Origin of the sequence: Microbacterium sp. NPDC089189 (assembly GCF_040685095.1) — a bacterium.
Lineage (GTDB): Bacteria > Actinomycetota > Actinomycetes > Actinomycetales > Microbacteriaceae > Microbacterium.
This window is the reverse complement of the sequence record NZ_JBFBHG010000018.1, coordinates 11,890-33,486: the sequence shown is the minus strand read 5'-3', so window position 1 is coordinate 33,486 and position 21,597 is coordinate 11,890. Positions and strand designations below refer to the sequence as shown.

The following is a 21,597-nucleotide window of genomic DNA, read 5'->3' as shown; positions in this document are numbered from 1 at the left end:
GCCTAGCGAAGAGACCCGCCCGATCAGTCCCGACCGGTGAGGCCCCAGGCGTCCTCGGACTCATCGCTCTCGCCCTCGACGACCTCGAGCCCTTCGAACTGCGCCGCCACGGCATCCGGTCCGTACGGATCGGCCGCCCCGGCGGCCGCGGGCGGGTCGTCGCCGCGCAACCGTGCCAGGACGTCGGGCAGCTGCTCGGCGGTGACCATGACGTCGCGGGCCTTCGACCCCTCGGAGGGGCCGACGATCTCGCGCGACTCGAGCAGATCCATGAGCCGACCGGCCTTCGCGAAGCCGACGCGGAGCTTTCGCTGCAGCATGGAGGTCGATCCGAACTGCGTCGAGACGACGAGCTCGGCAGCGGCCAGCAGGAGCTCCAGGTCGTCGCCGATGTCGGCGTCGATCTCTTTCTTCTCCGCGACGGCGGCCACATCCGACCGGTACTCGGGTCGCGCCTGGCCCGTGACGTGCTGGACGACCTTCTCGATCTCGTCCTCGCTGACCCAGGCGCCCTGCACGCGGATCGCCTTGGACGCCCCCATGGGCAGGAAGAGTCCGTCGCCCTGGCCGATCAGACGATCGGCCCCGGGCTGATCCAGGATCACGCGGGAGTCGGTGACGCTCGTCACCGCGAACGCGAGACGCGACGGCACGTTGGCCTTGATGAGACCCGTGACGACGTCGACGCTGGGTCGCTGCGTCGCGAGCACGAGGTGGATGCCGCTGGCGCGCGCGAGCTGCGTGATGCGCACGATCGAGTCCTCGACGTCGCGCGGCGCGACCATCATCAGGTCGGCCAGCTCGTCGACCACGACCAGGAGGTACGGGTAGGGCTTCAGCACCCGCTCGCTGCCGGAGGGAAGCTGGATCTGCCCGGCGACGACGGCCTTGTTGAAGTCGTCGATGTGACGGAAGCCGAACGACGCCAGGTCGTCGTAGCGCATGTCCATCTCCTTCACGACCCACTGCAGCGCCTCGGCAGCCTTCTTGGGGTTCGTGATGATGGGCGTGATCAGGTGCGGCACACCGGCGTACGAGGTCAGCTCGACGCGCTTCGGGTCGATGAGCACCATGCGCACCTCGGAGGGCTTGGCCCGCATCAGCAACGAGGTGATCATCGAGTTGACGAAGCTCGACTTACCCGAGCCGGTGGAACCCGCGACGAGCAGGTGGGGCATCTTCGCCAGGTTCGCGACGACGAAACCACCGCCGACGTCCTTGCCCACCCCGATCGTCATGGGGTGCGTGGACTGCTGAGCCGGCGTGGAGCGCAGGATGTCGCCGAGCGTGACGATCTCGCGGTCGGTGTTGGGGATCTCGACGCCGATCGCGCTCTTGCCGGGGATCGGCGCGAGGATGCGCACCTCGTTGGAGGCGACGGCATACGCGATGTTGTTCGTGAGCGCGGTGATGCGCTCGACCTTCACGCCGTGGCCGACCTCGACCTCGTACTGCGTGACGGTCGGGCCCCGCGAGAAGCCGGTGACCTTGGCATCGATCTTGAACTGCTCGAACACGCCCATGATGGCGCGGACGATGACGTCGTTCGCCTCGGAGCGCTCCTTGGGCGCCGAGCCCGCGGCGAGGGCCGTGAGGGTCGGCAGGGCGTAGGCCGCGGCGGGCGGCACGCGGTCGCCGCTGCCCCCGAACCCTTCGATGTCGGGGAGCGTGGGCTGGGGGCCGGAGTCTCCATCGTCCTGCAGGTCGGATCCGGCGCGGCTGGCCGCGACAGCGCGCTCGGCGGCGGCGATGACCGAGGGGTCGATCACTTCGGTGAGCGCGTCCGGGGAGGGACGGGGCGGCAGAACGGGCGGCGCGGTCTCGATGGCCTGCTCGAACCCGCCCCGCGGCGGGGTGGAGTCGAACAGCAGCTCGGTGAGATCCTGCGAACCGGGCCCGTCGTCGGGGTCCTGTTCCCGCCCGGTCTTGTTACGACGCCACCAGGGCATGGCCTCGGTCGCGTCGTCGTCGGCCGCGGCCGCCGTGGTGGCGGCGGCACGCTCTTCGGGCGTCCGGCGCTCGGCGCCGAACATCCACGCGTAGAGGTCGCCGAGACGCGTGCCGATGCGATTGGGCGGGGTCTTGGTGAGGATCAGGACGCTCAGCACGGCGATGAGGCCGAGCAGGATGCCGGCGCCCACTTCGCTGAGCAGGAGCGCGAGCGGCTCCCCCACCATCCAGCCGAACAGCCCGCCGGCCGTGCTGAGCGACGGGAGACCCTCGGACGGCTGCGGCCGCCCGCCGAGCACATGGCAGAAACCGGTGATCGTCAGGACGAAGAGAGCGAACCCGATGCCGATGCGCCCGTTGTCGTGCACCGACGAGGGATGCCGGAACAGCCATCCCGCGAGGAGGATGAGCAGCACCGGCAGCACGAACGCGGTGCGGCCGACGAGACCGCCGATGCTGTACGCGCTGATGTTCGCCGAGACGTCGGTGCCGATGAAGAACCACTCGATGACCGTGCCGGCGATCGCCAGCAGGACGATCAGGAACGGGAAGCCGTCGCGACGCTGGTCCTTCTCGAGGTTCTCGGGCCCGAACGCGCGGAAGAGCCCGCCGGTCAGATGGGCCAGCCCGAGCCACGCGCGGGCCACGAGCGGCGGCTTGTCGGCCTCGCCCACGTAGCCCTTCGGGGCGGGAGCGGGCTTCCGGGCGCGCGACGTCGTGCTGCCCTTCGCGGGGGCACGACCTGGAGAGGCGGAACTGCGAGCCATGCCCTCACGCTAGGCGCGACCCCCGACAATGCCCGGGAGCCACGCGGCGACGACGACGAAGCTCCCCGGTCGGAACACCGACCGGGGAGCTTCGCGGAGAAGATCAGGCCTCGATGACCAGCGGGACGATCATCGGGCGGCGACGCAGCCGCTGGTTGACCCAACGGCCGATCGTGCGCCGCACGACCTGCGAGAGCGCATGCGTGTCGCGCACGCCGGAGCCGGCGGCCTCCGCCAGCGCGGCGGCGATCTTGGGCTTGACGTCGTCGAAGACGGCATCGGCTTCCGCGAAGCCGCGCGCGTGGATCTCGGGCCCGGTGATGATGCGGCCCGTCGCGGCATCCACCACGACGATCACCGAGATGAAGCCCTCTTCGCCGAGGATCCGGCGGTCCTTGAGGTCGGCGTCGGTGATCTCGCCGACGGTCGAGCCGTCGACGTAGACGAAGCCGATGTCGCGCTGTCCGACGACCTGCGCGACGCCGTCCTTCAGGTCGATCACCGTGCCGTTCTCGGCGAGGATCGTGCGCTCGGCCGGGATCCCGGTGTCCTGCGCGAGCTTCGCGTTGGCCATGAGGTGCCGGTATTCGCCGTGCACCGGCAGGACGTTGCGGGGCTTGAGGATGTTGTAGCAGTAGAGCAGCTCGCCCGCGGCGGCGTGACCCGACACGTGCACCTTCGCGTTGCCCTTGTGCACCACGTTCGCGCCGAGCTTGGTCAGCCCGTCGATCACGCGGTAGATCGCGTTCTCGTTGCCGGGGATCTGACTGGAGGCGAGGATGATCGTGTCACCGGGACCCGGCTCGATCGCGTGGTCGAGGTTGGCCATGCGCGAGAGCACCGCCATCGGCTCTCCCTGCGAGCCCGTCGACATGAAGACGATGCGGTCGTCGGGCAGATCGCGCGCCTTCTTGTAGTCGATCAGCACGCCCTGCGGCACCTTGAGGTAGCCGAGGTCCTCGGCGATGGTCATGTTGCGCACCATGCTGCGACCGAGGAACGCGACGCGACGACCGTTGGCCGCCGCCGCGTCGATGACCTGCTGCACCCGGTGCACGTGGCTCGAGAAGCTCGCCACGATGACCCGGCGCGGGGCCTTGGCGATGACCTGGTCGAGCACGGGGCCGATCGACCGCTCGAGCGGCGTGAAGCCCGGCACGTCGGCGTTGGTGGAGTCGACCAGGAACAGGTCGATGCCCTCTTCGCCCAGGCGTGCGAAGGCACGGAGATCGGTGAGGCGCCCGTCGAGCGGCAGCTGGTCCATCTTGAAGTCGCCCGTGGCGAGCGCCATCCCCGCCGGCGTGCGGATCGCGACGGCGAGCGCATCCGGGATCGAGTGGTTGACCGCGACGAACTCCAGGTCGAAGGGTCCGACCTGCTCGCGCTGCCCCTCGGCGACGGTGAGCGTGTAGGCCTTGACGCGGTGCTCCTTGAGCTTGGCCTCGACGAGCGCCAGCGTGAGGCCCGAGCCGATCACCGGGATGTCGCTCTTCTGCTTCAGCAGGTAGGGGACGGCGCCGATGTGGTCTTCGTGGCCGTGCGTCAGCACGACGCCCACGATGTCGTCCAGGCGATCGCGCAGCGGCGCGAAGTCCGGCAGGATCAGGTCGACGCCGGGCTGGTGCTCCTCGGGGAAGAGGACGCCGCAGTCGACGACGAGGATCTTGCCCTCGTATTCGAAGGTGGTCATGTTGCGGCCGACCTCGCCGAGTCCCCCGAGCGGGGTGACGCGGAGGGTTCCGGCCTCGAGGGCGGGCGGGTCGTAGATCGTGGTGGCCATGCGTGCCTTCCCGGATGCGGCACGTGCTGCATCCGTCGTGTGCGCCCGGGGGCGTGCCCTCGCGGGCTGTTGTGTCCGCCCCGCGGGGCGGACGGTTGTCAGCGTGTCGTGCCGTGGACCTTCGGCAGAGCACCGCCGGCGGCCGCGTTGCGGTCGGGGCGGAAGTTGGAGAAGTCGGCGCCGGCGACGTTGGAGACGAGAGCCAGCTCGTCCTCGATGAGCGCGGCCTCCCACTCTTCGGGGCCCACCAGCGGCAGTCGCACGCGCGGGCTCGAGATCCGACCGAGCCCGTGCAGGATGTACTTGGCGCTCACGGTTCCGGGCACGTGCGTCATGACGGCGCGAACGAGCGGCTCGAGGCTCCGGTGGGCGGCCGTCGCTGCGGCGAGGTCGCCGCGGTTCACCGCATCCACGATCGTGCGATACGGCGCGGCGGCGATGTTGGCGGTCACGCCGATCAGACCGGTGGCACCGATCGACAGGTGCGGCAGGACGTTGGCGTCATCGCCGGAGAAGTACATCAGATCGGTCTGGTTCAGCACGCGGCTGACCTCGCTGAAGTCGCCCTTGGCGTCCTTGATCGCGAGGACGTTGGGGTGCTTCGCGATGCGCAGGATCGTCTCGTAGGTGATCGGCACCCCGGTGCGTCCGGGGATGTCGTAGAGGATCACCGGCAGATCGGTGGCGTCGGCGACGAGGCGGAAGTGGGTGAGGACGCCCGCCTGCGTGGGCTTGTTGTAGTACGGCGTGACGATCATGATGCCGTCCGCGCCGGCCTTCTCGCTGGCCTTGTAGAGCTCGATCGCGTGGGCGGTCTCGTTCGAGCCGCCGCCTGTGATGATCTTCGCGCGGCCGGATGCCACATCCTTGCCGACCTCGACGAGGCGGAGCTTCTCGGGGTCGGTCAGCGTGCTCGTCTCCCCGGTCGTCCCGGTCACGACGATGCCGTCCGCGCCGGCGCCGATGACGTCGTCGATGTGCTTCTCCACGGCGGGCCAGTCGACCTCGCCGTCGGCCGTCATCGGAGTGACGAGCGCGACGAGCACCTGTCCGAAGGGGTTGCCCGTGTGCGTCATGCTCCCAGGTTATCGGTTTCCGCCCACCGTCCCGTCGGGATCCACCGGACGGGACGGCGCCGCGACGCGGCCGGTCGCTCAGCGGCGTCCCGCCCGAGCGTCCGCGGCGCGCACCGCCCGCAGCCTGGCCAGGACGGCGCGCTCGACCCGCGGCCAGTCGTGCACGATCAGCGCGTAGTCGAACCTCAACGTCTCGAACCCGCGGGCGGCCGCCTCCGCATCGCGCACCAGATCCTTGTGGCGCAGGCTCGCGCCCTCGTGGTTGAGGCGACCGTCCACCTCGATCACGAGGCGCCCCTCGATGAGGAAGTCGACGACGCCGACACCCGCGATCCCGACCTGGCTCTCGAGGCGCAGGCCGAGCCGGGTCATCCGCAAGCGCAGCAGCGATTCGAGGCCGCTGTCCGCGTCCGCCCGCGCGATGTCGACGAGGCGGCGGTGGCGGGCGGTGAGCCGCGACCTCACCTCGACGCGGTCGGCCCGCGTCAGCATCCCCTGGCGCCACGCGGACTCGAACGCCACGAAGAACACCTCGGCCCCGAGGCAGGAGGCGGCCTGGACGAGCGCGTGGACGAGCCGGACGACGCCGAAGGCCGTCCTCCCCGCATCCCGATGGCCGACGCAGCGGCATCCCTCGTGCGGATGCGCACGACCGTCAGGGCCCAGCCAGACGTGAAGCGTGGCGGGATCCTCGAGCACCCACACGCCGTGCATACGCAGCGCGCTGGCGCAGGCGACCATGCCGCCGTGTGCCGCGGCGTCGCGCACGGACGGGTGCACGCCGACCGCGTAGATGCCGGGGCGCAACCGCGCCACGATGCCGTCCCTGGCAGCGCGGGCGAGCTCCGAGCGGGACGCCCCGATGGTGCGCCCACGCGCGACGCCACCCATCCGGCGGATGCGTTCGGCGATCGCGAGGGGGTCCATCCCCCGAGGCTCCGCCCCGCGGGGGCGGCAGGGCAGACCGGAAGGCACGACCGGGGACGACGCGCCGTCCTCGCCGCGCCGGGGAGGAGGCGCGAGCCGTGACAGATGCACGACCGGTGGTGCAGGTGGTGTCGGGAGTGACCCGGCAGGCAACACCTGCACCACCGGTCGTGCAGGTGTGCGGGCATTGGCGCCGGAAGCGACAGCCGCACCGGGCAGCGGCGCCGGGCCGAATGCGCCGGCACCGGATGCGGCGCCGGGCCGGATGCGCCGGCACCCGGCCCCCAGCACCCACGCCCTAGGGTGGCGACATGGTGTGGCGGACCCTCGAGACCCGAGTCGTGTACGAGAACAACTGGATCCGCGTGCGCGAGGACGACGTCGACGGTCCGCACGGCGTGGGCATCTATGGCGTCGTCGAGATGCGCCAGCCGGCGGTGTTCATCGTCGCGCTCGACGACGACGACCGCGTCTGCCTGGTGTCGGTGCAGCGGTACACGACGGGGGCGTCGTGGGAGGTGCCCGCCGGGGGAAGCGACGGCGAGGACCCCGAGGCGGCGGCACGTCGGGAGCTGCTCGAGGAGACCGGCCTCACCGCATCCCGCTGGCGCCGCCTCGGGACGATGAACGCCCTGAACGGCATCGCGGTGGCACCGGAGCACGTCTTCCTGGCGCAGGGTCTCTCGGCTCCCGCGGATGCCTCCACGACGCAGCACGAGGAGGGCATCGCCGAGGTGCGCCGCGTGCCGTTCGCCGAGGCCCTGCGCATGGTGGCCGACGGCGAGATCACCGATGGCGAGACCGTCGCAGCGCTCGCATACGCCGGCATCCACCTGGGCCGCTTCGCCTGACCGCGGATCAGCGGCCCTTCATCCCGAGCCGGGCGGTGATGCGGTCGGGCACCCGTCCCGCCAGACGCGCCAGCGCGCGGTAGCGCCGGGTGGGGATCGACACCGAGCGACCGCGGGCGGCATGCCGCAGGGACTGCTCGACGACCGTGGCTGCGTCGAGCCACATCCAGCCGGCGACGCCCTCCTCTCCGGGAGGAAGCCCGAGGCGCTCGTGGAAGTTCGTGTGGGTGAACCCCGGGCAGACGGCGGTGACGGTCACGCCCCGGTCGGCGTAGACCGCGTTCGCCCACCGGCTGAACGAGACGAGCCAGAGCTTGCAGGCACCGTATGTCGACCTCGGCATGAACGCAGCGACGGACGCGACGTTGAGGATGCGGCCGCTTCCCCGCGCGAGCATGACGCCCAGGGCCGCGTGGGACAGCCGCATCGGCACCTCCACATGCAGCGCCAGATGCCGCGCCTCGTCGTCGATGTCGTTGCTCGCGAAGTCGAGTGGCAGCCCGAACCCGGCGTTGTTGACGAGCAGGTCGACCGGATGCCGGGCGTCGGACAATCGGGCCACGACCCGCTCCCGATCGGCGGGGTCGAGCAGATCGGCGCCCAGGATCTCGACCGTCGCACCGGTCGCGTCGCGGATCTCCGCGGCGATCGCCGTGAGCGCGTCGACGTCGCGTGCGACGAGCACGAGGTCCGCGCCGCGCGCGGCGAGCCGGCGCGCGTACTCGGCCCCGAGCCCCGAGCTGGCTCCCGTGATCAGTGCTGTGGCCATGGCGGTCAGCCTAGGCCGAGCGGGGTCAGGGGGCGACGCGGCCGTTCGCGTTGAAGGAGGCGTAGGTCAGCGGCATGAGCTCGCGGAAGTGCGCCTCCATCTGCTCCGCGCACATCTCGATCTCGCGCTGCGGGAACGACGGGAAGTGCGTGCCCTCCGCCTTGGTGCGCAGCGACAGGAAGTTCATCAGCGCACGCGCGTTCATCGTCACGTACATCGACGAGTAGATGTTGAGCGGAAGGACGATGCGCGCGACCTCGCGGGCGACGCCGGCGTCGAGCATCCGCTGGTACGCGAGGAAGGCGAACTCGGCGGCGTCGCGCGTGGCGGTGTCGACCAGCGCGTGCTGCTCGTCGGTCCCGGGGAGGAACTCGTACGCTCCGGGCTTTCCGACCTGGAGCAGGTTGCGCTCGCGGGCGGGGACGTAGAACACGGGACGCAGCTCGCGGTAGCGGCCCGATTCCTCGTTGTACGACGCGATGCGGTGCCGCATGAACTCGCGGAACACGAAGATGGGCGCCTGCACGTAGAACGTCATCGAGTTGTGCTCGAACGGCGAGCCGTGACGGTCGCGCATGAGGTAGTTGATGAGGCCGCGGTCGCGTCCGGTCGCCTCGGTGCCGGCGGCCGCCGCATCGAGCGTCTGCTCGCCCTGCGTCGACACGCGGGCCGCGAACAGCACGTCGGAGTCGGAGGCGCTGGAACGGACGAGCTCGACCGTCATGTCGCTGCGGAACTGGATGTCGGGGGTCTGCGCGTCCGTCACCCCACCAGCGTACCCGCGTCCCGTGTTACGCCCGTGCGTCATCTTCGGCGCTTTCGGCGCTGCGCACCCCCGCGCGGATTACCCTGGGATGTCGTGGACATCCTTCTCGCACTCATCGTGCTCACCGCCCTTCTCGCGGTGACCGTGGTGCTCGGTCTGGCGCTGCGCTGGCGGGAGAAGCGCCCCCGGCGGGTGGACCCCGCGGAGGCCGTGGATCCGCGCCGACTGGGAGCGGATGCCCTGGGTTCCCGTGCCACGCTGCTGCAGTTCAGCACCGAGTTCTGCTCGCGCTGCCCGGGTGTGCACCGGACGCTCTCGGATGTGGCGGCGAAGCAGGACGGCGTCCTGCACCTGGATGTGGACCTCACCGAGCGTCCCGACATCGCCCGGCACTTCCAGGTGCTGCAGACCCCCACGACCCTCGTCCTCGACCAGCACGGCGTCATCCGCACCCGCTTCGGCGGAACGCCCGGGCGCCACGTCATCGAGCTCGAACTCGCCCGTGTCACCGAGGAGACGACGCATGTCTGACCGCACCCCCGCCAAGATCGACGTGCGTGGTCCCCGCTTCGCCGCATCCATCACCGCCGTGCTGCTGCTGGTCGACGTCTTCCTCGGGCTGATCGCAACGACCAGCACGCGCACCATCGGATGGTTCGCGTACCAGCCACTGCCCGACCAGATGGCCTTCCCCGGCCCGTCGCTCCAGGAGCGCGCGACGCAGCCCGCCTTCCTGCTGCTCCTGGCCATCGCCCTGCTCTTCCTCTGGGGGGTGCTGTCGCCGCGCACCGCGCCGTGGGGCGTGCTCTACCGCCGGGTGGTGCAGCCGCGCCTTCGCCCGGCGACCGAGTTCGAGGACCCGCGCCCGCCGCGTTTCGCGCAGGGCGTCGGCCTGTTCGTCGTCACCGTGGGACTCGTGCTGCATCTGATCGGCGTCCCGTGGGCGCTCCCGATCGCGGCCGCCGCCGCGTTCGTCGCGGCGTTCCTCAACGCCGTCTTCAGCCTGTGCCTGGGATGCCAGCTGTACCTCGTGCTGCAGCGCGTCGGCATCGTCGGGCGCGGCGGCGCACCCGCCTGATCAGCTCGCCTGTCAAGGCATCGCCCGCTCATCGGAGCGCGGGTTAGCCTGAGCGCGGAGGCCGAGACACGGCCGGCGGGAGGATCACCATGAGCGTGACGAGCGAAGCAACCACCACCTGGACCGGGAGCCTGAGCAGCGGCTCGGGCGATGTCGCCCTCGAGTCCTCGAACCAGGGACCGCTGCCGGTCAACTGGAAGGCCCGCAGCGAAGGGTCCACCTCGGTGACCACGCCCGAGGAGCTCCTCGCCGCCGCCCACTCCTCCTGCTTCAGCATGGCGCTCTCGCACGCCCTCGCAGAGAACGGCACGGTCGCCGAGCGCGTCGAGACCACCGCATCCGTCACGTTCATCCCCGGCACCGGCATCACCGGAAGCCACCTGAACGTGAACGCCACCGTGCCCGGGCTCTCGGCCGAGGACTTCGCCCGCCTCGCCGCAGAGGCCAAGACCGGCTGCCCGGTCTCGCAGGCACTGGCCGGCATCGAGATCACCCTCGAGGCGACGCTTGCCTGAGGTGCGGCGCGTCGTCGTCTCGGGCGCGTCGGGGCTCATCGGCACGGCACTGGTCTCATCGCTCCGCGCCGACGGCATCCACGTGACGACGCTCGTGCGCCGACCCGCACGCGGCGCCGACGAGGTGACCTGGCTGCAGGATGCGACGCCGCTCGACCCCGCGGTCCTCGCGGGCGCCGACGCGGTGGTCGCTCTCGGTGGGGCCAGCGTCGGGCACTTCCCCTGGACCCACGGGTACAAGAGCGAGTTGCTCTGGTCGCGGCTCACCCCCACGCGCACGCTCGCGACGGCCCTGCGGGCCCTCGGCCCCGACGCTCCGGCGTTCGTGTCGGCATCCGCGGTCGGCTTCTACGGCTCCCGTCCCGGCGTGCACCTGGACGAGACCTCCCCTGCCGGCGACGGCTTCCTCGCGCGTCTCACCGTCGCCTGGGAGGACGCGGCGCGGCAGGCCGGCCCCGCCAGCCGGGTGACGCTGCTGCGCACCGCTCCCGTCGTGCACGAACGCGGCGTCCTGAAACCGCTTCTGCTGCTGACCAAGCTCGGCGCCTCCGGACCGATCGGCCCCGGCACGCAGGTGTGGCCGTGGATCTCGCTGCCCGACGAGGTCGGGGCGATCCGTCACATCCTGCGTGAGGGCATCGACGGTCCCGTCAACCTCACCGGTCCCACGCGCGCCACCGCGAACGACCTGGGCTTCGCGCTGGCCCGACGCATGAACCGGCCGTTCGTCGTGCGCGCGCCGGTGTGGGGGATGAAGCTCGCCCTCGGCGCGGATGCGACCGAGGCGCTGCTCACCAACGACGCGGATGTGGCCCCGCAGCGCCTGCTCGACAGCGGGTACCGCTTCGCCCAGGCGAGCGTCGAGGAGGCGGTCGCCGAGGCCGTCCCCGCCGCCGACTGACCGCGGTCCGCGTGCTACGCGCGGGCCGAGCGCCGTTCGAGCCGGATGGCGGTGCGGACGGCCGCCCGGGCGCGCCGGCGATCCCCCGAACCGTCGTACGCGAGTCCGAGCCGGTACCAGGCGCGCCAGTCGTCGGGCGCGTCGGTGACGGCGTCGCGGTAGGCGGGGAAGACGCTGTCGGCCTCGTCGCGCAGCACGCGGCCGCTGGGGCGCACCGTGAGCGTCTCGCCGGGCAGCGCGTCCTCCTTCTCGAGGAGGCGCCCCAGCGCCTGCGCGCGCAGGCCGAACCACAGTTCGCGCGCCACGGCCCACACGGCGATGAAGGGCAGCACCACGAGGGCGACGCCCATCGCGATCCCGACGCCGTCGCCGCTGGTGAGCAGCAGCACCGCGCGCTGCCCGACGAGCACCACGTAGAGCGCGAACGCCGCCGTGATGAGGGCGACGCCGATCTTGGCGCTCATGAGCCGGTGGCGCCGGCCACCTGGCCCGAGACGGCGCCGTCCGCGACGGGCGCTTCGGTGCGGCGGTCGGCGGGCAGGCGGATGCCGATGTCGAGGAAGCTGTCGAGCCCGATGTGCACGCCGCGCGCATCCTTGGCCGCCGCGAGCGCGAGCCGGATGCCGGGGGCGTAGGCCAGGGCGGGCTCGACCGTGTCGTGGGTGATGGTGAGCGACTCCCCCGGGCCCGACAGCACCACGTCCTGCCGGGCGACGACGCCCGGGCGGCGCAGCGAGTGGACGGGTACGCTCGCGACCTGCTGGCCACGCGCGCGCTGATCGACGTGGACGGCGGCGACCGGGCCGGTGGCGGCACGGGCCGCGGCGATCACCTCTGCGGTGCGCACCGCCGTGCCGCTGGGCGAATCGATCTTGGTGTCGCGGTGGGCCTCGACGATCTCGATGGAGTCGAAGAAGGGCGCGGCCGCACCGGCCAGAGCGGTGCCGACGACCGAACCCAGCGAGAAGTTGGGCACGAAGACGGCGCCGGTGCCGGCGGCATCCACGAGCGGGCGCACGAGCGCGATGCGCTCTGCCGACCATCCGCTCGTGCCGACCAGGATGTTCTTGCCCTGTTCGATCGCCGCACGCACGACCTCGATCGAGACGGCGGGCGTGGAGGCGTCGACCACGAGGTCCGCGTCCGCGATCGCCTCGAGGCCGTCACGGGACGACAGCGCCGCGACGACGAGCAGGTCGTCCTCCGCCTCTGCCACAGCGCGGATGATCGCCCCGAGCTTGCCGGTTGCACCCACGATGGCCACACGCGTCGTCATGATCCCACCCTAGGCGCGCCCGGCTAGGCTCGGCGCATGCCCCGCCTGCGTGTCCTCGCCGCCGACGATCCCGTCTCCCACGACCTGCTCGCCGAGTACTTCGCGATGCGGGCCGAGGGCTTCCCCGGTGGCGGCTATCGCACGACGTTCCCGGATCCGGCCGCGTTCGTGCCGCCCGCGGGCGTGTTCCTCGTGCTGTTCGGCGACGACGACACCGCGATCGGATGCGGCGGCATCCGGCGTATCGAGCCGGGCGCGACCGGGAGCCGGTACGAGATCAAGCACCTGTTCGTGCGCCCCGCCGCACGGGGCACGGGCGGCGGACGGCTCATCCTCGAGGCGCTCGAACGCGAGGCCCGAGCGCTGGGCGCCGCGGACCTCGTCCTCGACACCCACCACTCGCTCGAGGCCGCCGGATCGCTCTACGCCCGCTCCGGCTTCGCCGCCATCGAGCCGTACAACGACAACCCCAACGCCACGCGCTGGTACGGCAAGCCGCTCTGACGCGCGTCTGCGGAGTCGGTTCTCGGAGGATCAGCCGTTTCTCGGAGGATGTGGCGCCTATCCTCCGAGAAAAGCGCGATTCTCCGAGAAACGAATGCTGCGCGCGCACCCCAGCGGCAGCAGGAGGCGGCAGCGCAGCCGGCTACCCGCGGGGCGGGGGCGCGCTCAGACCGGGGGAACCTCGGGCAGACCGGTGCGCAGCTCGAACGGCAGGTGCGCCAGGTCGTTGTGCGAGACCAGCGTCCACGGCCGGCCCTGTCGCTGCGCGATGACGGTGAGGCCGCAGTTGGCCTGGTTGAGCGTCATCCAGCGCCAGTCGGGGGCGCCCAGCACCTCTCGCGTGAACCAGCCGATGACGGCGTTGTGCGTGATGATCAGCTCGTGCACGTCGCCGGGCTTGCGCACGAGGAACGCGCCCAGCGCGTCGGCCATCTGTGCGCGTCCGGCATCGATCTCGGCCTCGGATACTCCGCCGAAGAAGGACTCGAACACCGCCGGGGTCTCACTCGTCATGCCCGTCGGGACGCAGTCGAAGAGCAGCGCGGACGCCTCGGGCGTGATGGCGGGCATGCGCTCCGCGACGGCTCGTGCCGTCTCGGCGGCGCGCACCAGCGGTGAGTGCCAGACGGCGTCGAACGCGACACCCGAGAGGCGATCGGCCAGGAGCTCCGCCTGCCTCCGGCCGCGCGGGGAAAGGGGCCCGTCATCGATCCCGTGTTCGGCATCCTGGTGCTCGCCATGACGCACCAGATAGATGTAATGGGTCACGCCTCGCCACTCCGTTGGGTTGTCGACGCCGGTCCGGAACGCCTCATCCAGCCTACCCGGCTACTCCGACGCGCGCGCGATCTCGGCGAGGTGCCCGCGGGTCAGACGCGCGCCGACGCCCTGCATGACCTCGTCGACGTGGCTCGGCGCGTAGGCGTTCGCGATCGGCGCCGTGACGATGCGCTGGGCCAGCAGCCAGGCCACGGCCACCGCCGAGACGGGCACGCCGATCTCTGCCGCCACGGCATCCAGGGCACGCAGGGTGCGGCTTCCTCGCTTGGTCAGGCTCCCCGCGAGCTGGGCCGCCCGCACCGAGGTGACGGGTGCCTCACGGCTCCGGCGCGCGCCGGCGAGGAAACCGTGCTCGAGCGGATGCGAGGGGGTCACCGCCATGCCCTGCGCTCCCGCGACGAGCCGCAGGTCGCCGTCGAGGTCGCGGCGGCGCAGCACGTTGTAGGGCACGTCGAGCACCGTGAACCGCGGCAGGCCGGCCGACGAGAGGATGCGGGCCTCGACCAGCTGCTCGGCGGTGAACCCGAACGCCGCGAGCGCGCGCACCTTGCCGTTCTCGATGAGCCAGTCGGCCGTGGCCAGCGCGCTCTCGAGCGAGGGGACGTCGCTGGTGCCGTCGAGGTAGAGCAGGTCGATGCGGTCGGTGCGCAACCGGGTGAGGGAGGCCTCGACGGCGCGGATGAGGTTGACCGGACCCAGGCCCGGGTTGTCGGGGTGTCCGCCCACGCGGGTGGCGAGGACCACCTCGTCGCGGAGGTTCCTCGCGTGCAGCCACTGGCCGATGATGTGTTCGCTGCGGCCGCCCGTGAAGCTGTCGGCGGTGTGGATGGCGTTGCCGCCGCGCTCGATGTAGGTGTCGAGGATCTCGTGGCTGGTGTCGATGTCGACGTTCCACCCGAACTCGCTGCCGCCGAGCATGAGCGGGAAGACGCGCAGGCCCGTCTCCCCCAGATCGACGCGGATGCCGCTGCCGACGCCGGGACCCTGCACCGGGATGGGCGAGGACGGATGCGTGGGCGCAGCGAGCGGCATGGTCTGCGGCTGACCTATGCCGAAAATCTTCATGAGCACCCACTCCGCACCGTTGTGGTGGGTGACGCGTTGGCCGCGAGGCCGTCGCGCCCCCCGACGCGTACTTCGAGGGTAGGTGAGGCGCATCGCGATCGGCTCCACGACGGCCCGCTGTCGGTAAACATTGGATAACGCTTTTTCCCGGCCCGGATGCCTCACTCGACGACGAGACCCCCGCCGCTCCGAGGAGCGACGGGGGTCTCGATGTTCACGCGGGGATCAGCCCTCGGCGGGGGCCTCCGGACCGGCGCTGGCCGCGGCGCGACCCTCCTGGTCCGCTGCCTCTTCCGTGACCGGCTCGAGCGAGAGCTTGCCGCGGTCGTCGATCTTGGTGATCTTGACGAGCAGCTTCTGGCCGACCGAGAGCACGTCGTCGACGTTCTCGACGCGCTTCCCACCGGCGAGCTTGCGGACTTCGCTGACGTGCAGCAGTCCGTCCTTGCCGGGCAGCAGCGAGATGAAGGCGCCGAAGGTGGCGATCTTCACGACGGTGCCGAGGAACTGCTCGCCGACCTCGGGGTTGGTGGGGTTGGCGATCGCGTTCACCTGGGCACGGGCGGCCTCGGCCGAGGGGCCGTCGGTCGCACCGATGTAGACGGTGCCGTCCTCCTCGATGGAGATCTGCGCGCCGGTCTCGTCCTGGATGGAGTTGATCGTCTTGCCCTTGGGTCCGATGAGCTCACCGATCTTGTCGACCGGGATCTGCACGCTGATGACGCGGGGCGCGGTGGGCGCCATCTCGTCGGGAGCGTCGATCGCGGCGTTCAGCACGCCCAGGATCGTCAGACGGGCGTCCTTGGCCTGCGTCAGCGCGGCGGCGAGCACCGACGACGGGATGCCGTCGAGCTTCGTGTCGAGCTGGATCGCGGTGACGAACTCGCTCGTACCGGCGACCTTGAAGTCCATGTCGCCGAGCGCGTCCTCGGCGCCGAGGATGTCGGTCAGTGCCGCGTACCGCGTCTGGCCGTCGACCTCGTCCGACACGAGTCCCATCGCGATGCCGGCGACCGGGGCGCGCAGGGGCACACCGGCGTTCAGCAGCGACAGGGTCGAGGCGCAGACCGAGCCCATCGAGGTGGAGCCGTTGGACCCGAGGGCCTCGGACACCTGACGGATCGCGTACGGGAACTCCTCGCGGCTGGGCAGCACCGGCACGAGCGCGCGCTCGGCCAGGAAGCCGTGCCCGATCTCGCGACGCTTCGGGCTGCCGACGCGACCGGTCTCACCGGTCGAGTACGGCGGGAAGTTGTAGTGGTGCATGTAGCGCTTGCTCGTGACGGGGCTCAGCGAGTCGATCTGCTGCTCCATCTTGAGCATGTTCAGCGTGGTGACGCCCAGGATCTGGGTCTCACCGCGCTGGAAGATCGCCGAACCGTGCACGCGCGGGATGACCTGCACCTCGGCGTCGAGCGCCCGGATGTCGGCGAGACCGCGGCCGTCCATGCGCACGCCCTCGGCGAGGATGCGTCCGCGGACGATCTTCTTGGTGACCGACTTGTACGCGGCGGAGAACTCGAGCGTCGCGACGGCGGGCAGCTCGCCCGCCTCGACGGCGGCGAGGAGCTCGGCCTTGACGGCGTCCTTCAACTCGTCGTCGGCGTTCTGACGCTCCTGCTTCTCGGCGATCTGGTAGATCGGGACGAGCTTGTCGTAGGCGCGGCCGGCGACGAAGTCGTAGGTCTCCTGGCTGTACGGCAGGAAGACCGGGAACTCCTTGATCTCCTTCGACGCCGTGTTGGCGACGACGTTCTGCGCGGCGACGAGCTGCTTGATGAACGGCTTCGAGGCCTCGAGACCCTGCGCGACGATCTCCTCGTTCGGCTTCGTCGCGCCGGCCTTGATGAGGTCCCAGCTGTGCTCGGTGGCCTCGGCCTCGACCATCATGATCGCGACTTCGCCGTCGTCCAGCACACGGCCGGCGACGATGAGGTCGAACACGGCCTCCTTGAGCTGCTCGACCGTGGGGAAGGCGATCCACTGGTCGGCGTTCTCGCCGTGACCGGGGATGAGCGCCAGGCGCACACCCGCGATCGGGCCGGAGAACGGCAGACCCGAGATCTGCGTCGAGAGCGACGCGGCGTTGATCGCGAGGGCGTCGTAGAACTCGCCGGGCGCGATCGAGAGCACGGTGACGACGATCTGGACCTCGTTGCGGAGGCCGTCGACGAACGACGGGCGCAGCGGGCGGTCGATCAGGCGGCACACCAGGATCGCTTCGGTGGAGGGGCGGCCCTCGCGGCGGAAGAACGAGCCGGGGATCTTGCCGGCGGCGTAGGAGCGCTCTTCGACGTCGACGGTCAGCGGGAAGAAGTCGAAGCCTTCACGAGGGTGCTTTCCGGCGCTGGTGGCCGAGAGGAGCATCGTCTCCTCGTCGAGGTAGGCGGCAACGGCGCCCTGCGCCTGCTGTGCCAGTCGGCCGGTCTCGAACCGGACGGTGCGGGTGCCGAAACGGCCGTTGTCGAGAACGGCTTCAGCGGCGGTGATTTCTGGACCTTCCAAGAGGTCCCTCCTTCTTTGTTTAGGCTCGCCGCCCCGTGTGGGCGACGAGCGGACATGCGAAGGAGCAGGAACAGGCAGATATGGACGCGCGACAGTGACCTGAAGATCGCCCGCGCTGGCCACCAGTAGAAGACCACCCGGCATGCGGATGCGACGGCATCCGATCACGACGAGGAACCCACCACAGGGGACCAGCTTCCTGCCGGCCTGCTCCGATGAACTCGTGTGGAGTTGGATGACCACCCGAAAGCGGTCTCTGCCACTGTATCAGCGCGAGGGGTGGTCGCCCCGGCGACGCGGCGCTTATCGTGGGACGACCAGCACGACCCCGCCCGGCGAGAGGATCCACGATGGCCGATAAGCACACCCCGGACGACCACTCCGGCACCACGCCTGACGACGTCCGCGAGACGGAGCTGATCGAGGACGGCGAGCTCGACGGCGCACCCGAGGCCGTCGATCCGCGCGAGGAGCAGGAACTGCGCGCCCAGCTGCAGCGCGAGATGCGCTTCGACGGGTTCGAACAGGGCATCCAGGGCTGACCGCAGCCCGCCGTTCACGAGGAAGAGGGGGTGCCGTCGGTCGGCACCCCCTCTTCCTCGTCCGGACGGCGAGTGTTCAGCCGCGCGCCGCGGGCTGCGCGACGGGCGTCGCCGCGACATCGGACGCCGGCGCCTCATGCCCGCCGTGGCCGCCTGTGAGGCTTGCCTCGTCGAAGGGCAGGTCACCGCGCAGCACGGTGCGCGCGCGGACCGCGTCGATCTGCTTCGTCCACGTGCCGATGAGCACGGTCGCCACCGCGTTGCCGGTGAAGTTCGTGATCGCGCGCCCCTCCGACATGAACCGGTCGATGCCGACGATGACGCCCACTCCCCCGACCAGATCGGGACGGTACGCCTGGAGCCCGCCGGCGAGGGTCGCGAGTCCCGCCCCGGTGACGCCGGCCGCGCCCTTCGAGGCGATGATCATGAAGACCAGCAGTCCGATCTGCTCCGGGATCGACATGGGCGCTCCCATGCCGCTGGCGATGAACAGCGAGGCCATCGTGAGGTAGATCGCGGTGCCGTCCAGGTTGAACGAGTAGCCGGTCGGCACCGTGATGCCCACGACGGGCTTCGACACCCCGAGGTGCTCCATCTTGGCGATGAGACGCGGCAGCGCCGACTCGGAGGACGAGGTGCCCACGATCAGCAGGTACTCACGGGCCAGGTACTTGATGAGCGAGAAGATGTTGACCTTCGCGACGGCGTAGAGCAGTGTGCCCAGGATGCCGACGATGAAGACGATGCAGGTGACGTAGAAGGCCACCATGAGAAGGCCGAGCCCGAGGATCGCCGCGACGCCCGTGGCACCGACGACGGCGGCGATCGCACCGAACGCGCCCACCGGGGCGAGCCACAGGATCATGCCGAGCACGCGGAAGACGAGCGTCTGCAGGTGGCCGACGGCCGCCATGATCGGGCGTCCCTTCTCACCCAGCCCCTGCAGCGCGAAGCCCACCAGCAGCGCGATGAAGAGCACCTGCAGCACGTTCTCTCCGGTGAACGCCGAGAAGAAGGTCTCGGGGATGATGTGCAGCAGGAAGTCCGTCGTCGAGGCCGGGGCGGTCTCGACCTCGTAGGTGGCGCCCGACATGTCCAGCCCCTCGCCGGGGTGGATGAGGTTGCCGACGACGAGGCCGATCGCGAGCGCGAAGGTCGACATCGTCAGGAAGTAGAGCAGCGCGAGGCCGCCGATCTTGCCGACCGTCGCCGCTTTGGCGATCGACCCGACGCCGACCACGATCGTGCAGAAGATGATCGGCGCGATCATCATGGAGATGAGCGAGACGAACGCGGTGCCGAGCGGCTTCAGCCCCAGGGCGAACTCGGGGGCGGCGAGGCCGACGATCGCGCCGGCGACGACCGCGATGATCACCGAGACGTAGAGCCAGGTGTGGCGGTCCCACTTCTTGCGCGGCCGACCGCGGCGCGAGAGCCGCGGGATCGTCAGAGTCGTTGTCCGGGGAATTCGAAGAGCCATCGTCGCCTCCAGGTCGGGTCGCCGCGTCGTCGCGTCGATGACTTCGAGAATCGGGCCCGTGCCGCGACACGTCGATTTGTGGTCGTATTGGTCTCGGAGGTGCCACGTGCGGACGACGAGGTTCCCGGCGAGCGCGGCCACGCGACTGTTCCTCGCCATCACGGCGACGGCTCTGGCCGTGGCCGTGATCCTGAGCGTCCTGCTCGTCCTCGAGGCCGAACGGACGGAGCGGGTGGACGCCGAACGCCTCACCGCCGCGATCGCCGGCACGCTGGCCGACGACCCGTTCGTCTCCGAGGGCCTCCGCGACGCCGAGCCGTCGACCGTGCTGCAGCCCTTCGCCGCATCCGTCATGGCCTCGACGCGGCTGGACTTCGTCACGATCATGAGTCCCGACGGCATCCGCTACACCCACCGCGACCCCGCCCAGATCGGCGCCCGGTACATCGGCACCATCCCGGACGAGCCGGTCTCCCTGACCGAGCAGCGGGAGGGCACCCTCGGGCCGTCGGTGCGCACCGTGGCCCCGGTGCTCGCCGACGGCGAGGTGATCGGATGGGTATCCGCCGGCATGACGCTCGGCAGCATCGGCGGCGGCATCCTGGAGCGGCTGCCGTTCACCGGGGCGATGGCGCTCCTCGTGATCGCGGCCGGTCTGGTCGGGGCCGCGCTCGCCCGCCGCGGGGCACGTGCCGTGACCGGAGACCGTGCCGCCGCCGACATCCGCGAGACGCTGGCCTCGGCCGAATCGATGCGGACCCTCGGCGAGGCGCTGCGCGCACAGACGCACGAGCACGGGAACCGGGTGCACACCGCGGTCGCGCTGATCGAGCTGGGTCGCAGCGCCGAGGCGATCGGGGTCCTGACCGATTCGACGCGGTCGTCGCAGGATCTCGTCGATCAGGTGACGGCGCGCGGCGTGGGCGATCCCACGGTCGGCGCTCTGCTGCTCGGGAAGACCTCCCAGGCCAAGGAGCGGGGCATCGAGCTGCGCACGCGCATCGACGCCGACGCCCCGCGGTCGGCGCTCAGCCCGGTCGATGCGGTGGCGGTCGTCGGCAACCTGATCGACAACGCCCTGGATGCGGCCGCGGCGGGACCCGATCCGCGCACGGTCGCGGTGACCCTGCGCCGCGCGGGCGACGATCTCGAGATCGTGGTGTCCGACAGCGGCCCCGGAATCCCGGCGGAGCTGCGGCACCGGGTCTTCGAGCGGGGCTTCACGACCAAGGCCGCGGGGCCCGAGGGGCGTGGGGTGGGCCTGGCGCTCGTGCACGACATCGTCACGGCCGCGGGCGGCAGCATCCGCCTCGATCCGCCCAGCACGTTCCGGGTGAGGCTGCGGGCGCGCGCATGATCGACGTGATGGTCGTCGACGACGACGCGCTGACCCTCGAGCTCCACACGACCTACGTGGGACGGATGGCGGGATTCCGGGTGAGCGCCCAGTGCGCCGGCGCGCACGCGGCCCTCCGCGGCCTCGTCGGCCCCGAACCGCGACCGCCCGTCGACCTGGTGCTGCTCGACATGACGATGCCGGACGGCAGCGGAGTCGACGTGCTCCGCACGATGCGCGCACGCGGCAGCACGGTGGACGTCATCGCGGTCACGAGCGTGCGCGATGCGGAGACCGTGCGGGCGACCGCGAGCCTGGGCGTCGTGCAGTACCTGGTGAAGCCGTTCCCCTTCTCGGTCTTCCGTGAGCGTCTGGAGGAGTTCCGTGCCGGACTCGACGAGCGGGCCGCGCGCACCGGCGGGACGACGCAGGCCGAGATCGACGCACTGCTGGGCGCCGGACGACGCCCGCCCAGCCCGCCGACCCCGAAGGGGCTGTCGGCGCAGACCCTCGAGTCGGTCTCGGCCGCGCTGCGGACGCAGGGCGCGATCTCGGCCGCCGAGGCCGCCGAGATCCTGGGGCTCTCCCGCGTCGCGGCCCGGCGGTACCTCGAACACCTCGTGAGCGTCGGCGCGGCCGAGAAGGCGCCGCGCTACGGGCGGCCGGGGCGCCCCGAGACGGAGTACCGGCGCACGATGTGACGGGTGGGGATGGTGGGATGCATGGTGC

General features: G+C 71.0%; 21 protein-coding genes. 9 read left to right on the top strand and 12 right to left on the bottom strand.

Features of this window, described 5'->3' with window-relative positions; genetic code table 11:
- Nucleotides 1-23 precede the first annotated feature (23 nt).
- The 4 genes from AB0N73_RS11495 to AB0N73_RS11480 all read right to left on the bottom strand — a co-directional run bounded on the left by AB0N73_RS11495 (nucleotide 24) and on the right by AB0N73_RS11480 (nucleotide 6,500).
- Nucleotides 24-2,717 (bottom strand): DNA translocase FtsK 4TM domain-containing protein, encoded by a 2,694-nt coding sequence (locus AB0N73_RS11495; protein WP_363563520.1) that lies wholly within the window; start codon nucleotides 2,715-2,717, stop codon nucleotides 24-26.
- A 103-nt stretch (nucleotides 2,718-2,820) separates the two neighbouring features.
- Nucleotides 2,821-4,497, bottom strand: a complete 1,677-nt coding sequence (locus AB0N73_RS11490; protein WP_363563518.1) for a ribonuclease J — start codon at nucleotides 4,495-4,497, stop codon at nucleotides 2,821-2,823.
- A 98-nt stretch (nucleotides 4,498-4,595) separates the two neighbouring features.
- Complete coding sequence (dapA, locus tag AB0N73_RS11485) at nucleotides 4,596-5,573, bottom strand: 4-hydroxy-tetrahydrodipicolinate synthase (protein ID WP_363563516.1); 978 nt, start codon at nucleotides 5,571-5,573, stop codon at nucleotides 4,596-4,598.
- Between the two features lie 78 nt (nucleotides 5,574-5,651).
- Nucleotides 5,652-6,500, bottom strand: coding sequence for a DUF559 domain-containing protein (locus AB0N73_RS11480; protein ID WP_363563514.1), 849 nt, complete (start codon nucleotides 6,498-6,500; stop codon nucleotides 5,652-5,654).
- Nucleotides 6,501-6,811: 311 nt separating this feature from the next.
- Here AB0N73_RS11480 and AB0N73_RS11475 point away from each other — a divergent pair, with 311 nt between their 5' ends.
- A complete protein-coding gene (locus AB0N73_RS11475) occupies nucleotides 6,812-7,351 on the top strand; it encodes an NUDIX hydrolase (RefSeq protein WP_363563512.1) in 540 nt (179 codons plus the stop codon).
- A 7-nt stretch (nucleotides 7,352-7,358) separates the two neighbouring features.
- On the opposite strand, the gene AB0N73_RS11470 is transcribed toward AB0N73_RS11475, so the two are convergent.
- Both AB0N73_RS11470 and thyX read right to left on the bottom strand, forming a co-directional pair.
- On the bottom strand, nucleotides 7,359-8,120 hold the full coding sequence (locus tag AB0N73_RS11470) for an SDR family NAD(P)-dependent oxidoreductase (protein ID WP_363563510.1): 762 nt from the start codon (nucleotides 8,118-8,120) through the stop codon (nucleotides 7,359-7,361).
- Nucleotides 8,121-8,145: 25 nt separating this feature from the next.
- Entirely contained in the window at nucleotides 8,146-8,844 is a 699-nt protein-coding gene (gene thyX / locus AB0N73_RS11465) for an FAD-dependent thymidylate synthase (protein WP_363563619.1), read from the bottom strand.
- Between the two features lie 135 nt (nucleotides 8,845-8,979).
- Here thyX and AB0N73_RS11460 point away from each other — a divergent pair, with 135 nt between their 5' ends.
- From AB0N73_RS11460 to AB0N73_RS11445, 4 genes are all read left to right on the top strand, one after another.
- Nucleotides 8,980-9,417, top strand: coding sequence for a thioredoxin family protein (locus tag AB0N73_RS11460; RefSeq protein WP_363563508.1), 438 nt, complete (start codon nucleotides 8,980-8,982; stop codon nucleotides 9,415-9,417).
- On the top strand, nucleotides 9,410-9,964 hold the full coding sequence (locus tag AB0N73_RS11455; protein ID WP_363563506.1) for a DUF4395 domain-containing protein: 555 nt from the start codon (nucleotides 9,410-9,412) through the stop codon (nucleotides 9,962-9,964). Before AB0N73_RS11460 ends, AB0N73_RS11455 begins: the two co-directional genes overlap by 8 nt.
- Before the next feature lie 89 nt (nucleotides 9,965-10,053).
- A complete protein-coding gene (locus AB0N73_RS11450; protein ID WP_363563504.1) occupies nucleotides 10,054-10,479 on the top strand; it encodes an OsmC family peroxiredoxin in 426 nt (141 codons plus the stop codon).
- Complete coding sequence (locus AB0N73_RS11445; protein WP_363563502.1) at nucleotides 10,472-11,380, top strand: TIGR01777 family oxidoreductase; 909 nt, start codon at nucleotides 10,472-10,474, stop codon at nucleotides 11,378-11,380. The genes AB0N73_RS11450 and AB0N73_RS11445 overlap by 8 nt, the downstream gene beginning before the upstream one ends.
- A 14-nt stretch (nucleotides 11,381-11,394) precedes the next feature.
- Here AB0N73_RS11445 and AB0N73_RS11440 read toward each other — a convergent pair whose 3' ends face one another.
- Nucleotides 11,395-11,844 (bottom strand): hypothetical protein, encoded by a 450-nt coding sequence (locus AB0N73_RS11440; protein WP_363563500.1) that lies wholly within the window; start codon nucleotides 11,842-11,844, stop codon nucleotides 11,395-11,397.
- Nucleotides 11,841-12,656 carry a 4-hydroxy-tetrahydrodipicolinate reductase gene (gene dapB, locus AB0N73_RS11435; RefSeq protein WP_363563498.1) on the bottom strand — a complete coding sequence of 272 codons (816 nt, stop codon included), beginning with the start codon at nucleotides 12,654-12,656 and terminating at the stop codon, nucleotides 11,841-11,843. The genes AB0N73_RS11440 and dapB overlap by 4 nt, the downstream gene beginning before the upstream one ends.
- A 36-nt stretch (nucleotides 12,657-12,692) precedes the next feature.
- Here dapB and AB0N73_RS11430 point away from each other — a divergent pair, with 36 nt between their 5' ends.
- Entirely contained in the window at nucleotides 12,693-13,160 is a 468-nt protein-coding gene (locus tag AB0N73_RS11430; RefSeq protein ID WP_363563496.1) for a GNAT family N-acetyltransferase, read from the top strand.
- Nucleotides 13,161-13,325: 165 nt separating this feature from the next.
- Here the strand turns inward: AB0N73_RS11430 and AB0N73_RS11425 are convergent, their stop codons facing one another.
- The 3 genes from AB0N73_RS11425 to AB0N73_RS11415 all read right to left on the bottom strand — a co-directional run bounded on the left by AB0N73_RS11425 (nucleotide 13,326) and on the right by AB0N73_RS11415 (nucleotide 17,510).
- Nucleotides 13,326-13,928, bottom strand: a complete 603-nt coding sequence (locus tag AB0N73_RS11425) for a histidine phosphatase family protein (RefSeq protein WP_363563494.1) — start codon at nucleotides 13,926-13,928, stop codon at nucleotides 13,326-13,328.
- Nucleotides 13,929-13,988: 60 nt separating this feature from the next.
- A complete protein-coding gene (locus AB0N73_RS11420) occupies nucleotides 13,989-15,005 on the bottom strand; it encodes an aldo/keto reductase (RefSeq protein WP_363563492.1) in 1,017 nt (338 codons plus the stop codon).
- A 225-nt stretch (nucleotides 15,006-15,230) separates the two neighbouring features.
- Nucleotides 15,231-17,510: a polyribonucleotide nucleotidyltransferase gene (locus AB0N73_RS11415; protein WP_363563490.1), complete on the bottom strand. Its 2,280-nt coding sequence runs from the start codon at nucleotides 17,508-17,510 to the stop codon at nucleotides 15,231-15,233.
- Nucleotides 17,511-17,860: 350 nt separating this feature from the next.
- Between AB0N73_RS11415 and AB0N73_RS11410 the strand changes: the two genes are divergently transcribed.
- On the top strand, nucleotides 17,861-18,052 hold the full coding sequence (locus tag AB0N73_RS11410; protein WP_363563488.1) for a hypothetical protein: 192 nt from the start codon (nucleotides 17,861-17,863) through the stop codon (nucleotides 18,050-18,052).
- A gap of 76 nt (nucleotides 18,053-18,128) precedes the next feature.
- Here AB0N73_RS11410 and AB0N73_RS11405 read toward each other — a convergent pair whose 3' ends face one another.
- Nucleotides 18,129-19,532 (bottom strand): cation:dicarboxylase symporter family transporter, encoded by a 1,404-nt coding sequence (locus tag AB0N73_RS11405; protein WP_363563486.1) that lies wholly within the window; start codon nucleotides 19,530-19,532, stop codon nucleotides 18,129-18,131.
- Nucleotides 19,533-19,638: 106 nt separating this feature from the next.
- On the opposite strand from AB0N73_RS11405, the gene AB0N73_RS11400 reads away from it, so the two are divergent.
- Nucleotides 19,639-20,889 carry an ATP-binding protein gene (locus AB0N73_RS11400; protein ID WP_363563484.1) on the top strand — a complete coding sequence of 417 codons (1,251 nt, stop codon included), beginning with the start codon at nucleotides 19,639-19,641 and terminating at the stop codon, nucleotides 20,887-20,889.
- Nucleotides 20,886-21,569, top strand: a complete 684-nt coding sequence (locus AB0N73_RS11395; RefSeq protein ID WP_363563482.1) for a response regulator — start codon at nucleotides 20,886-20,888, stop codon at nucleotides 21,567-21,569. The genes AB0N73_RS11400 and AB0N73_RS11395 overlap by 4 nt, the downstream gene beginning before the upstream one ends.
- Nucleotides 21,570-21,597 lie beyond the last annotated feature (28 nt).